We start from the raw sequence: 14,689 nt of genomic DNA on the forward strand, positions 1-14,689 counted from the left end.
CTACCGTCCTTTGTATAGCGGAATTACAACTTCTTTTACCGATTCTTCATTATCGAGCGGAAGCATCGCTCTGCCTGGCGCTTTCGGAGCATCAAGCGTTTTTCTATCATGATTGTCAAAATTCATGTTTGCAACTGATGTAGAATGGACCATGCCGCCCAAATGCATTCCTTTTCTATCTCTGACAAAAAGCTTGTAAAGATTAATCGCCGTAACAGTACCAAGATTATCCTTATCCACCGTAGCAAACCAATAAATATTGTGAAGAGCTCCTCTTTCTATTACCATCTCCATATTCAACATCACATTTGCTGGAACATTCTCTTCTGTTGGTCTTTGCATCCTCTCAACAAACAACGGCAGATTCTCAATAAAGATAAATATCTTCCTATATTTCTGCATAAACTTGAATATTTCGCTGTCTTGGGCATTTCCTTTCATCAGTTCAGCTTTATCTGCATTTCTTGTAACAAGATCATTCTTTAACAGATTACTAATAAATGATGCCCATTCCACCTCGCTTTGTATGCATTTTGCTCCCACATTGTCAGCAAAGCCTTTAAGATGTTTATCAAAATCTACGATCACGGCATTTCCACCTTTAACAATCGCTGAACATGTAAGAATTTTAAGTGCATTGGTCTTTCCTTTTTTCTTTCCTCCTGTTATAAGATAAACATATAGCTTGCTCAGATCTATGCCATAGCTTTCTGCAAACCTTGTTTCATAGCCAACCGGCAAAAGATTATCCGTTTCAAACATGGTTCTGACTTCAGGGCTATCAATAAAGCTATTCCATTCCGGTTCTGCTGGAATCTCAGGAATTTTCCTTGCACTGTCATTTCCACTTTTCTCCCAGACATCCAACATATCTTTCGCAATTTTTGAAGCTTTCTGATTCATGTCATTTTCGTTATCTGCTTCAAGCATAATAGCTGTCTGAAATTCTAAAATTCGGTCTCCTACTTTTCCAAGACCACGCCCCTTAACTCCCGATTCTGGATTTATCCTCACCCTTGGAACGCGCAAATAATTGCTATAATCGTATACATTATTTAATTCCAGGCATATTGGCATTCTAAAGTTCTGAGCTACACTGTTGGAAATTTCTCCGCTCCCTATTCCAGTAGCAGACACAAGCATAAATATTCCACAACCTGCTCCTTCTTTTACAAGTTTTTGTATTACATGAATATAAGCATCCCCTGTCTTATTCAGGAAAGAAGCATAATTATCAATAACCAAAACTATGGCCGGAATCTTACCTTGTCCATGAGCCTCACAGTATTGCACAAAACCAATATCTCCAAGTACTTCCTTTCTCTCATTCAGAATACGCAACATGAGCGAAAACAATTTCTCTATACGCTCATTTCCATCATTTTCTTTTACAATTCCACCTATATGCGGTGCACTTTCAAAAACAGAAAACTTTCGAGCGCTAAATTCAAGAATATAGAAGTTTACTTCTGCAGGCGAATACTTCATCATCATTCCAAAAACAAAGGTTTGCAGGAACGTACTCTTTCCAGATGTTGGAGCACCTAAAAGAATAATGTTTCCCATCTTTGCTATATCAAGAACAAATGCATCCTGCCTCTGATTTTCTGGATCATCATACAATCCCATACATATTTCCAGTCTTGAGCTATTACCATGTTCTTGCCAGGAAATACCGTTAAACAGTTCCTCAGTATCAAATCCTGGACCCTTTGGCAGCTGGGAAAGATAAACAACACTTGGAAGTAAAGGCAAAAACAGACTAAAATCATGATTAAATCCATTTTTCTTAGCAAGATAATCAATATATCTGACAACTGCCTCTAATTGCGTATGTTCAGGTTGCTGTGGAAGCTTCTTTTTTGCATTAGTAAACTCACTCTCTGCTTTTAATATTGCTTCCGAATCATAGCCATATATACCTATCTCCTCTAGAAGAGTAATCAGATTTTCTCTATTGTTATCTGTATTTGAATAATCAATTCCTTTTGAAATCAGGTTACTAATGACTTTCTCTGCAATCTGTCCTTTTTCTATTCTTGAAAGATTTGCAAGCCTACTGCTATCTTCGCCTACAATTGGTTGTATTGCATTTTCAAGCTGTTCAAGCCAAAGTTTCTTTTTTTCTTTCTGTCTGACACTTCTTGCATGATTGCCCTCAAGCGAAGGTATTCCATTAATTTCAAGCATAGTTGCAACGCCTGTATTGACATCTGCCTCATCATCATAATAGGTTGCGCCCGAAAAGCCTGACTGAAATAATTCGTACAATTCATCATTTCCAACTTGCAAGTAGCATCTACCTGACTGTGTAAGATACGCTGCATCAGGCTTATGAAGCATATCCATTGAATCCTGCTTGCTCTGAACACGAAGACATAGTTTAAACCTAGAGTTAGACCATATATCATCACTGACACTTCCAGCTGGTTTCTGCGTGGCCATGATCAAATGAATTCCAAGGCTTCGACCAACTCGTGAAATACTCACTATCTCTTGAATAAACTCTGGTTCTTCTTTTTTCATTTCCGCAAATTCATCTATAACAATGATCAGATGCGGCAATGGCACCGTTGCCTCATTATTCTTGTATACCTTGGTGTAATCTCTGATATCCTTTACTCCAAAGCTTGCAAAAAGCGCTTCTCTTCTATCTTTTTCACTTTGAATAGACATAAGTGCTCTTTGTATCTGATTTCCGGAAAGATTCGAAATCTGTCCGACCATATGTGGCAAATCAATAAAAAGATTCGCCATTCCACCACCCTTATAATCGATGACAAAAAAGCTCACATCGTCAGGACTAAAATTAATTGCCAACGAGAGCATATATGTCTGCAACGTTTCTGATTTTCCGGAACCTGTTGTTCCCGCAACCAAGCCATGCGGTCCATGGTACTTTTCATGGATATCAAGAAAGCACGGAACTCCTCCAGCTTTCTGTCCAACAAGCGCCTTCATGGATTCGTATGTCCTGTTCTTTTTCCATCTGTTCTCGATATCAAAATCCTCTAGTCTCTTCGCGCCATACATTTCAAAGAAACTTATAGATACCGGAACATCTCCTCCAACCTCTATTTCCTGTACTTCTACATTTGCTATTTTCTCAGCAAATGCAGATATTTCTGATACGTCAACCTCATCAAATTCTGTCTTGATTCTGTCCTCGTAGTCATCTGTAGTTCTATAGCAACCACTATAATTCTCATCATTCTCAATAATATACTCACATTGATTTGGCAAATCCTCATATCGCTGAGCCATATATATACATGAAATGCCATATTCAGGACTAGGGCTAAGCACATATTTAGATATTATTTCTCCCTCCATAAGTTCGTGAGAAGCCAATACCACAACGTAATAAGGCTTGGGTACAACTCCCTCACAATTTCTTGATGAAGAGTCATCAATTCGTTGTCTAAGAATTCTATTTAATTCGTAAAAAACTTCACTTGCTGACTCTTTTCCATTTGCAACATATCTAAATGTCTTTGTCTCATTCCAAACATGAGGTAGCCATTTGACAAAATCCCATTCTCTGCCGATAACACTTTTCTTTTCATCATAGATAAAAACAATTTTCACATCCGTATATGAATTATTGGCTGCAATCTGCGCTATCAGATTTCTGACAACTGTAATTCCGCCTTCCATCCTGCGGCCACCAATAACTCCAACCAATTTCTCTTTAAAAAGATCAACGCAGATTGGAACATCATGAAGCATTGAATAACTCTTTTTCAAATTGGCTGGAATCTCCGTAAGAGAATTCTCAGACATTGTAAATTTCTGCTCCGGAATTTCAATTTCCACCTGAAACGGTAAATCACCTATTCCTAACCTATGTGTGAGAAAATCACTCTGTGTAGCATTTCTGCACCACAAAAGCATATTTGAAGCATTATAACTGCAGCACTCTTTTGCCGAAACATATCTGTCCCTTAAAGAATTTGTATTTTTCTCATATTTTTCTTTTATTATGTTTTCCTGCTTTTTTAGATATTCGCCATACTTCTTATTTCTCTTTTCTTCATATTCCTTATATTCCCGGACCGCTTTACGTATGCCGACTATTCCACGTATTGCACCTATTGTCGCTGATGACACGCTAGTCACAAGGCCTATGTACATAAAAAGGCCACGACTCATCCCCGAAACCTGGGATGCATATATCATAAATGCACAGCCAAGAAGCATTGGCAGCGCCATAACCATAGCCGAACCAATAGCTGCCAACACACCTCTGTTTCGCACCTCATCTTTAGGAGTCGGAGGATCATCAATCTTTACGGTATCATCCTCAATTCTAGTTAATCTTCGAGGAGACCTGTGAAAAACAGTTGTCAGGCTTTTTCGATTTACTTTCTGGAGCGGTGCTGATTCTATTATTATCTTTTTAAGTATTCTTTCATCAACTACAGCTCCACATTCCGAAACATTGATTGCTATAGCATCACCAAGAAAAACAATCCTAAGTCCAAATATATCAATGCAATCTCCAAATTTAAGATTCTCTGAACCTTTTACACGTTTGTTATTCAAAAAGCTTCCATTGGCGCTTTCATTATCTTGAAAAACAAAGCTTTCTCCACTTTGATAAATTTTTGCATGGCAAGATGAAACCAACTGCTTTCCATACATTCCAAAACATATGGTACTTGATTCGTTTCGGCCGATTGTAATCTCACTTGTTACATCTTGCAAATCATATTTTTCATATACAGAGAAATAGTCATCACTTATATTAATGCTCAAAGACAGGATATGTTTTTTATCTTGCAAAAGCCTAAATTCATTATTTCCAAATTGAACGAACTCATCTAAAGACTGCAAATAACAGTCGCCATTGCCTGTGAGCAGCTCAATATCATAATCATCCGATGGTGCAAAAAACCATCTATTATCACTGATTTCCAATTTAAGTTCAATGTTTTGTGGAATATTAAAAAGACTCTCTACCAATAAAATCGAATAATCTGCATCATTTATGGCAGGTAAAAGAAATCCCTTGAACGCATTATGGCTGTAAACAGTGATAATTGTGCTCATAAACTCTCCTGTATTATAGAAACCATTGTTAATAGAGGAAAAAGTTAATGTTCTGCTCTGTAGTTATTTGGTATTTAGTGCGCTTTTAGCTTAGATTTTGCAACACACTGTATAATACTTTTCGTCAGAGTTTGTCATAATACTCTTTTATTTTTTCTACAAAAACTTTTCTTTCATCATCTTCATATCCCCTGAAAAACACTTCTTCTATTGCATCATGATTAAAGAAAAACTGTGATCCGTCTCCTAGATTTCCCTCAGGATAAACTACACCTATGTAGTCAAACTCTGTCTCTGATGCCTTATCCACCTGTTTAACTCCGAATACCATTGCTTTTTTAGTTCCTTCTTTGAGAAGAACCACTGAACCGATTGGTAATAAATCATTGATATTGTTTTGCATTAGTTTATTCCTTTCTAGACTTTGCTAAAATAGTGCAAATGACCTGTTTTCATCCAATACCATTCTATTCCTGATCAAATACTCTCCTCGGTGCTTTAATTCTTATGATTGTCATTTATCATTTATCTATAAAGCAACTACACTTCTATTATAAATTATTGCTTATGTAGTTATATAAACCTTTAATTAAATAAGCATTAAAAGAATATACTACAAAAATTTCAAAAATCTTATTTTTCCCATAAAAAGTTATAAGCTCTCAGTCTTACAATAATCTTATGCATCTGCAACTTTTTTAACTAAGTAGGCAGTATATTGTTCTTTTACTTTATGTAATTATTCTTTGAATGCCCATACAATTTATGTAATATACTCATTGGAGGATATAATGGGCATCGAAATCGACTACATTAGTATTGGAAAAAGAATACGCTACTATAGAAAACTCAAAGGCATGTCTCAAGAGTCACTTGCCGAAAAAGTTGATATTTCCATAACACACATGAGTCATATTGAAACTGCCTCCACAAAACTAAGTCTGCCCGTTTTCATTGCTTTAGCCCAAATATTGGAAGTAAGCACCGATCAGCTTCTTCGTGATACCGAAAGCATACATGAATATTGTAAAGATATAGAAAATATCATGGCATCATCTTCACTTTTAGAACAGAAGGTTATGTACAATGCGGTTCAATCCATAAAAAAATCTTTTAATGAACCTTAAATCAGAAAATACATTTCCTATAGAAATCTATTCGCTAATATTGATGTACTATACATCTGCAAAAACAAAAGCACCTCATTATCAACAACGCATTGACAATAGAGCTGCTTTCATATTTTCAACTATTTATATTTCTCACTAATATCCAACTGGCTTTAAGATATATTAAGCCTTACCAATCCCACATAAGTAATCCTTGATATTCATGTAGTTTATCCCATCAACCACAGTTGACTCACCATTATATAACACATTTTTTGATTTTATCTCACCGTATTTGAACTCTGTCTGTTCGCACATAGAGGAATTGACCAGATGTTTATACTGGCTGGAAACAATTTCGCTGCTGTGTTTTATCTCATAGATCTCACAGGTACAATTCTTCTCATCTGCCACAACCATATCAAATTCGCCAATAGGAAATAATAGTTTAAAAGCTCTTTTTCCTTTTGTTAGAACTATATTGGTTTCTAAAAGAATCATCTCCTCAAGCATCCTTCCGCGTACTTCTTCTAGTATCCTCTCACACGCCTGATGCTTTATTTTACCGGAATACTGGCTAAAGTTTTTATCTTTCATAATAGAATAAACAAGAGCTTGAGCCTGACAATATCTCATTCCCGGCTGTGAAAAAATTATATTTTCAATCTTTTCAGCAGAAGATATCGTTTCGCTTGGGCAATCGACTATCAGATCCAAAATAAACAAATACTCTTTAATCTCACTAAGATGAGCATCTGTTATTTCAACTTTAGCTTCATCTTTATTTCGAATATCCAAAATATCCACAAGTCGTTCAGTAATCTGTTTTACATCAATATCCTCAAGAACATCAGTTGTTCCTTCAATAGCTGCTTTTTTTCTTGAAAGCTGTCTTGCGCTCCCAAGGTCATGTGAAACAAAATCTTTAGTTAAGACTGAAACTAAAAATCTATGGTTCATATCTTCAATTATACGGTTAATTGCACTTGTTAGTTCTCCTGCCTCATAAAGATTTAGTAGATTCCTAAAGTGTCCACCGTTTTTATAGCACTTAAGACTATGTTGAATATTTCGTACAATTGCAGTATCGATATATCTTCTTGTAGACTCATCATCCCTGAAAGAAAGGCCTTCATCACGTAACTGCAGATCATCGAAATCATTTTCTCCGGCCTTTAATGTTCCACCATAACAAATATACTGATCAATATCAGATATATTTAATAACCGGCTGTATTCCCTAAACGGAATAAAAGTAGTATGAATCATATACGCCCTATCATACAGTTCTTCATCCATAGTAAGCGCAAAGCCAAGTGAATCTGTACCAGACAACACTATTTTCATGCCCATTATCCCGTAGACATCAGACAATAACGATGCTGTATCCACAAAGTCACTCATCAAAGTTACTTCGTCAATAAATACAAATCTAATCCCATTTTCATATAGTCTCTTTAAATCCTTATTGAGCATCGCCATATCATTTGATGGAAGAATTTTTATATATGCAGTTTCATCTATCGGCAGCTCAGATATTGCCTGAAAAATCAGGGTTGTTTTTCCGGTTCGGCGAAGTCCATAAAGCAGGCATATTCTGCCATCTGATTTTAAAGATAAAAACTTCTTTATTCCACAAAGGCACTCTCTGGCTTCATATTCTCTCACAGAAGAACACATTTCCACAAGTTGTTTGCCTAGAACCACATTAGTCTTATAATCTTTTTCATCCTTCGTATTTATCACATACTTAGGCGCATCTTCCATAACAATAGCTTGATTTCCATGCTCTACATCAGCAAACCTGCTTTCCAGTTCAATCAGTTCCTTAAGCCGGTCTCTAAGTTCATTTCTCTTTTTTACCTTTGTAAGAACTTCAATTTCATCCTTAGCTCTTATATACTTACTCTGTTTCTTACTATTTTCATACCATTGCAAATACATTCTTTTTTTGCCGCGAATAACCTTGTATGTAATATTCCCCTTAGGAAGGGCCTCCAGCTCATTTACTATCCTGCTAAACTCATCATCTATCATAAGTATTCCTCTATACAAGAAAGAATGTCGCACGTGTGCGTATCCATTTCGAAGCGTTTTTATTTCATATGTAATGCAGAACAATTTCCTATAAAATCAATATAGCAAAAAGCAACCCTGTTATCAACTACGCAGTTGATAACAGGGTTGCTTTTATCCCCCAAATACTAATTCTACAAAACTCTCTATAATAGATGCCTTATACAACAATTCGAGCCCAGCCTTATATTCCAGGCTGGGCTCTCTCAATTCTCATAATTCTTTACTGCTCAATTAATCCTTCTTTGCTTCGCTTTCAGGGAAAATAATCTTGTTAACGAAGAAGAATACCACCATACTTACACCGCCGTTAAGCACAGTTGTTCCAATATTGTAAACAAAAGCCGGTACGAACTTGCCTGCTACTGCTACCCAGATACAGTTAATTGAGTTTACGATGCAGGTGATAACAATAAATGCTAGAATATACCATGCAATCTGCTTACCGGGCTTATCGTGATTGCGGAATACAAACAGCTTCTGAATTGGGAAGTTAATGCACTCACCAATTATCATAGCAATCATGTAAGCTGTAAAATATGCAAGTCCGCCATGTGCCTGGTCATAGCCAAGGATATTCCACTGGAAAGTTTCTCCGGCAATAGTAAGAGGAATTCCCGGCCATCCAAATGATCTGTCACCCAAAAATGCAAATGCCGCAGGCAGGAATGTTAAGAGAAGATACTTAAATACTGTAATAAGATTACTTACTATTACAAATAATCCTCCCTCTCTTACCCACTTTGCCACAGCAGGGTGTTTTTCCACAAAATCGTTCCAAAATTTCATAAAACTTCATCCCTCCAAATTATTTTATCTTATTCTCATACTGCTTATTCAGCTTTCCATTGCGGAAATAGCCACTAATAACTTTTCCAAGTCCACCAAAGAAATGTCCGTTTACAATCTTTACTATTCCGTCAACCATATCCATGCTAACAGCACCACCGGTCATCTTGGCCATAGCTCTGAACGGCATATTATAGATGAAAAGAATATTAAGATCCGGCTTACCACTGTCATCTGCTTTTTTCTTCATTGCAGTAAGGCGTTTATAAGCAAATCTTGCCAGACCGCTCTTTGCATAATACATCTGACAAATAGCATCATTGGCAGTAAGCTCACCGCTCCATTTTCCATCAGGGATGCTTCTTCCAAGGAGCTTTTCAAACTCTGAATCTTCAACAGTCTGAATCTTTCCTGTGTAATATGAAGGAAGGTCAGATGCGTTATATGGAAGATTATCTGTTGTGGAGGCTCTCTCAATTTCTCCGTCAAGTCTTATATCTGCGCTGCTTGCTCCGATAAGAATCTGATACTTGCCGCCTTCAACTTCCCACTTGTTTGTATTCACATTCCAGTAACGGAAGGTCTTATCATCAAAAGCAATCTCAACCTTCTTACTCTCTCCAGCTTTCAGGAATACTTTTGCAAATCCCTTAAGCTCTTTCTTAGGTCTGAATACCTTTGCTCCGGGAAGCGAAACATACATCTGGACAACTTCTGAGCCATCAACTCCACCGGTGTTTTTAACTGTCAGACAAACCTTATCCTCTTTTATCTCAAGATTGCTATACTCAAATGTTGTATATGAAAGTCCGAAGCCAAAAGGATAAAGAACAGGAATATCTGCTGTGTCATAATATCTGTATCCAACATAAAGACTTTCCCTGTACTCAGCTGTTCTCTCATGGCTTGGATAATAACGATAAGCAGGTGTATCTTCATGTCTTCTCGGAATTGTCTCTGATAACTTACCTGATGGATTGACGCCACCTGTAAGGATATCAAGAACAGCTCCGGCACCGGCCTGACCATTGAGGTAACAGTGGAGTATTGCCTTGAAATAATGATGCCATGGCATTTCAATAGCTGAACCTGCGCTTATAATACCCACAAGATTCTTATTTACCTGTCCAAGTTCCTGTAAAAGATTTATCTGATTCTGAGGAATTCTCATATGAGTTCTGTCCATTCCCTCAGATTCACTGTCTTCATTTAATCCAAAGAAGAAAAGAACTACGTCTGCTCTTGCTGCAATATCAAGAGCTTCTTTCTTGGTTGCTGCATCCTCTTCTCCAGTTCTTGAGTATCCTCTGCTGCTTCCAATTACCTGAAGATCATAATTTCCAATAAGCTCAGAAATAGTCTCTACCTTTGTAGGATTTACAAGTGATGAACCTGCGCCCTGATATCTTGGAACAAAAGCAAAATCACCAATAATTGCAACCTTTGCTCCAGGCTTAAGCGGCAGGATCTTTCCTTCATTCTTTAAAAGAATTGTACTTTCTGCAGCAGCTTTTCTTGCAACAGCATGATGAGCAGGCTTATCAAAATCATCTGCTTTGCCCTGTGCATTTACATAAAGCGTCATTACTGCATCGAGGAGTTCATCAACCCTGGCATCAACATCCTTTATGCTTATCTTTCCACTCTCAACTGCAGCAATAAGCTCTCTTGCAGAATCAAGACCTGGATTAGGCATTTCCAGGTTAGAACCTGCTGCCACACCCAGAGCATGATCATTAGATGCTCCCCAGTCAGTAATTACAATTCCATCAAATCCCCAGTCTTTTCTCAGGATATCAGTCAAAAGATGCTTATTCTCGTTGGCATATGTTCCATTAACCTCATTGTACGCTGACATTATGGTCTTAGCCTTGCCTTCTTTTACAGCAATTTCAAAACCGGTAAGATATATCTCTCTTAAGGTACGCTCATCAAGAACAGAATTCATAGCCATACGACGGAGCTCCTGAGAGTTCACCGCAAAATGCTTAGGACAAGCATATACACCCTGAGACTGAATGCCTCTGACATATGATGCCGCCATTTTACCTGCCAGATATGGATCTTCAGAAAAATACTCAAAATTTCTTCCGCAAAGAGGACTTCTCTTAATATTAAGACCAGGTCCAAGAAGCACATTTACACCTTCTGCCATAGCCTCTTCGCCGAGAGTTCTACCTAGTTCCTCGCCGAGCTCCGGATTCCAGCTGCCGGCGATAGTTGCCGCTGTAGGGAAGCATGTTGCAGGGAGGGATGCATTAAGTCCCAAGTGATCTCCTGCTCCGGCTTGCTTTCTTATACCGTGAGGTCCATCAGAACAAAATATTGAAGGTATTCCCAACTTTTCAAAATCTCTTGTCTGCCACTCACCTTTACCACTTAGAAAAGCAGCCTTTTCTTCAATTGTCATCTTTTCAATGATATCTTGATATTTCATTTTTTCCCTCGTTTCACTGACTATGTATCACCACAACACTACTGTGCTGATTTGATCAAACATGAATAGTAATGTCAAAGTAGTACAATCGTCTTTTATTTATATTTTAAAAGCCCTAATGCGCCGACAGGCTCATATAAGCCTGCCAGCACATCGGCCTTAAAAAATATCTCTGTTAATGCTATTTCATTTTTCTATTGCAAATGGCATTGTTTTTACTATTGCCGTTTACTATAGATCTGATTTACTGCTGTGCTTTAGCAGCTGCTTCCTCTTTTTCCTTGTTCTTACCAAAGTTCTTGATAAAGATGCACATAAGAAGGATCATAAGAGCGCCAAAGATTACATCTGCAACGATCATGATAACTTTCCAGGAAGCCATACCAGTCTTAAGATTCTCAGGAGCATAAGCGCGGCTGTTTACTACTGTGTAAAGAATGTTCTTGGTAGCATCTCTCATAGCCTGCTGAGCGCCGTTTGTATCTCTGAACTGAACATTGTTTGTAGCTGTAGGATAGTTTACAAGCATACAGTCTGTACCATTTCTGATAGCCTGGTCAGATGACATGTAGCCATAAACTCCAAAGTAGTCAGTAAGTACAAAACCATTAAAGCCCCACTCATCTCTAAGAACTGTCTTAAGAAGTTCTTTGCATCCACCTGCCCAACGGTTACCAATGTAGTTGAATGAAGACATTACAGATGTAAGTTCAACATTCTTTACACTGATTTCGAATGGCTTAAGATAGATTTCACGGATTGCCTGCTCATTTGACCATGTGCAGAGCATATCGCATCTGTTACCTTCTTGGTCATTCAAAGCAAAGTGCTTAACATAAGCATAAACACCGTTTGCCCATGAACCCTGTGCTGCCATTGAAGCTATAAATCCTGAAAGAAGTCCATCTTCTGAATAATACTCAAAGTTACGTCCTGCAAAAGCAGTTCTGTGAATGTTCATAGCAGGAGCATACCATCCTGATACATCCATTTCATTTGCCATCTTACCAATGTAATCACCGAACGCATATGCGAGGTCCTTATTGAATGTAGCTGCAATTGTTACACCTACAGGGAATCCAAGTGAACCTACGCCAGTAAAGTTATTGTTGATGGAAGCAGGTCCATCACAGTCATTTGTACGAACCTTTTCAATTGATGCTACAGAATTTGTCTGATATCCACCAAGAGAAATAAGGTCATTCATATCATCAAGTGTCATTGAGTTAAGAAGCTCATCCCACTTAGCATCATCCTTTGAAAGTCCACGAAGATCTTTAAGCTTAAGGCTTGTAGCAGCTCCTGTTGTAACTGCTGCTGCATTTGGATCTTCATCCTGTGCTGTAGCTTCTGCTGTAAGATAGTTGCTGATGTTGTAGAATGTAGCCTTAACATCTGCAGGCATATCATAGTTTGTAGGAGCCTTTGTAGCTGATGCATAGTTTGCAAAACCATCTGCTCTTGAAAGGTACTCAAGTCCGCCATTTGCAAAATCAAATGCGTTTGTTGCTGTAACCTTATCTGTTGTTCTCTTGTTTGTTCCATCGTAAGTTACTGTTGTACCAACAGAATATGTTCTGGAATCAATAACGTTGTGAGAATCCTTATTGATTGAGATCTCATAATCACCGGCTTCAAGAACATATGCCTTAGCATTCTGGTAATCGTAAGAAGCCATAAGCTCATCATCAAAAGAAATTGTAACTGTCTCAGAAGCGCCCGGCTCAAGCTTTGATGTTTTTTCAAAAGCAATAAGGTTTGCTGTTGCTTTCTCAATTCCGCCGTTCTCATAAGGAGGATTGTAATAAACTTCCACAACTTCCTTACCTGCTACAGAACCTGTATTTGTCACTGTTACGTCAAAAGAAATCTTTCCGTTAGATTCTGTGATATCTCCCATCTTCTGCTCGAAGCTTGTGTATGAAAGACCATATCCAAACGGATACTGAACAACATCGTCATAATTGATGAGACCTTCTACTGCTGCTGTCTCATAGAACTTGTAACCTACATAAATACCTTCTACATAGTTTACAAAGCTTACATCTGCCCTTGTTTCAACACCTGTAAAGCCTGTTGAAACGTAAGCAAAATCATCCATATTTGTGTAGTTGAAGTCACCAAAGTTGTTCCACCATGGTGTTTCCTTCATATTGTAAACATAAGTATCAATTGTTCTGCCTGAAGGATTAACTTCACCTGTAACGATCTCGCCAAGAGCCTTCATACCAACATGGCCCATACCTGCTGCCCAAAGAACAGATTTGATTTGTGGGTGATCTTTGATAAATCCAAGTTCGAATGCATTTGCGCCGTTGTAAACAAGGATAACCTTGTCAAAGTTAGCACAAACAAGATCGATCATTTCTTCTTCTCTGTTTGTAAGCTGAAGATAATGATCACCTGCATCCCAGTCATTTCCTTCATTTAACGTATCATCATATGTACCTGCTGTATAAGTTGTGCCATCCTTGAAAGAACCATCTACAACAGCCGGCATATTTGTAGGAAGATCAGCTCCCTCACCGCCTGAACGGCTGATAACGATCATAGCTGTGTCAGAAAAGCTCTTTGCATTAGAAATAAGTGAATCTGTATAAAGAGAAACATTTGGTTCAGGAAGTGTCCAATCCTGATTCCACATTCCAACTACAGGCCTGTCTGCCTTATAGTCTGTATAGAACTTAGTAAGTTCTGAGTTTGTTTCAATACCTGCATCTTTTAATGATGAAAGAAGATCGATTGTTGCGTAAGCATCATTAAGAGCTCCTGAACCTGCTCCTCCTAAAATAGGATTTGTTGATGCCCATCCAAATACATTAAGCTTTGAACCTGTTGCAACAGGAAGAGTATTAGCATCATTTTCAAGAAGAACGATACCCTCTCTTGCAATATCCTGTGCCAGTACAGTGGATTCATCAGATGTCTTTTTACTGATAGTACCTTTTCCACTTACAAGGTCAAGCATTGTGCTCATAGGTCCTGTGAGGATCATATTCACACACACCACAATACCTGTCAGCATAGCAACAAGTGCTGTGCCACGCACAAGTTTCTTAGTTGATTTCTTAAGTTTCATAACTGCAATCATAACTACGATAGCAACTGCAACTATGATACCTATTGCAATCAAATAAGACTTGATTGAATTGATGACGTTAATAACGTCGCTCATGTTGATAGATAACATAATAGAACCTCCCTTAACTTTTGGTTACACAGCGCA

7 protein-coding genes are annotated in these 14,689 nt (G+C 37.9%); 1 reads left to right on the forward strand and 6 read right to left on the reverse strand.

The features are described 5' to 3' along the window. Positions 1–5,052, reverse strand: a complete 5,052-nt coding sequence (essC, locus tag BM086_RS03765) for a type VII secretion protein EssC (RefSeq protein WP_092323690.1) — start codon at positions 5,050–5,052, stop codon at positions 1–3. 124 nt (positions 5,053–5,176) lie between these two features. Further along, positions 5,177–5,455, reverse strand: a complete 279-nt coding sequence (locus BM086_RS03770) for a DUF4176 domain-containing protein (protein ID WP_092323693.1) — start codon at positions 5,453–5,455, stop codon at positions 5,177–5,179. Positions 5,456–5,843: 388 nt separating this feature from the next. Between BM086_RS03770 and BM086_RS03775 the strand changes: the two genes are divergently transcribed. Next, complete coding sequence (locus BM086_RS03775; RefSeq protein ID WP_242952119.1) at positions 5,844–6,179, forward strand: helix-turn-helix domain-containing protein; 336 nt, start codon at positions 5,844–5,846, stop codon at positions 6,177–6,179. 165 nt (positions 6,180–6,344) lie between these two features. Here BM086_RS03775 and BM086_RS03780 read toward each other — a convergent pair whose 3' ends face one another. The 4 genes from BM086_RS03780 to BM086_RS03795 form a co-directional block, all read right to left on the reverse strand. After that, a complete protein-coding gene (locus tag BM086_RS03780) occupies positions 6,345–8,198 on the reverse strand; it encodes an AAA family ATPase (protein ID WP_092323696.1) in 1,854 nt (617 codons plus the stop codon). Positions 8,199–8,471: 273 nt separating this feature from the next. After that, on the reverse strand, positions 8,472–9,026 hold the full coding sequence (locus tag BM086_RS03785) for a GtrA family protein (protein WP_092323699.1): 555 nt from the start codon (positions 9,024–9,026) through the stop codon (positions 8,472–8,474). 19 nt (positions 9,027–9,045) lie between these two features. Next, positions 9,046–11,463 (reverse strand): glycoside hydrolase family 3 C-terminal domain-containing protein, encoded by a 2,418-nt coding sequence (locus tag BM086_RS03790; RefSeq protein ID WP_092323701.1) that lies wholly within the window; start codon positions 11,461–11,463, stop codon positions 9,046–9,048. Between the two features lie 244 nt (positions 11,464–11,707). Continuing rightward, positions 11,708–14,653, reverse strand: coding sequence for a glycoside hydrolase family 3 N-terminal domain-containing protein (locus tag BM086_RS03795; RefSeq protein WP_092323704.1), 2,946 nt, complete (start codon positions 14,651–14,653; stop codon positions 11,708–11,710). Positions 14,654–14,689 lie beyond the last annotated feature (36 nt).

Source organism: Butyrivibrio sp. YAB3001 (assembly GCF_900112195.1).
Taxonomy (GTDB): Bacteria; Bacillota; Clostridia; order Lachnospirales; family Lachnospiraceae; genus Butyrivibrio.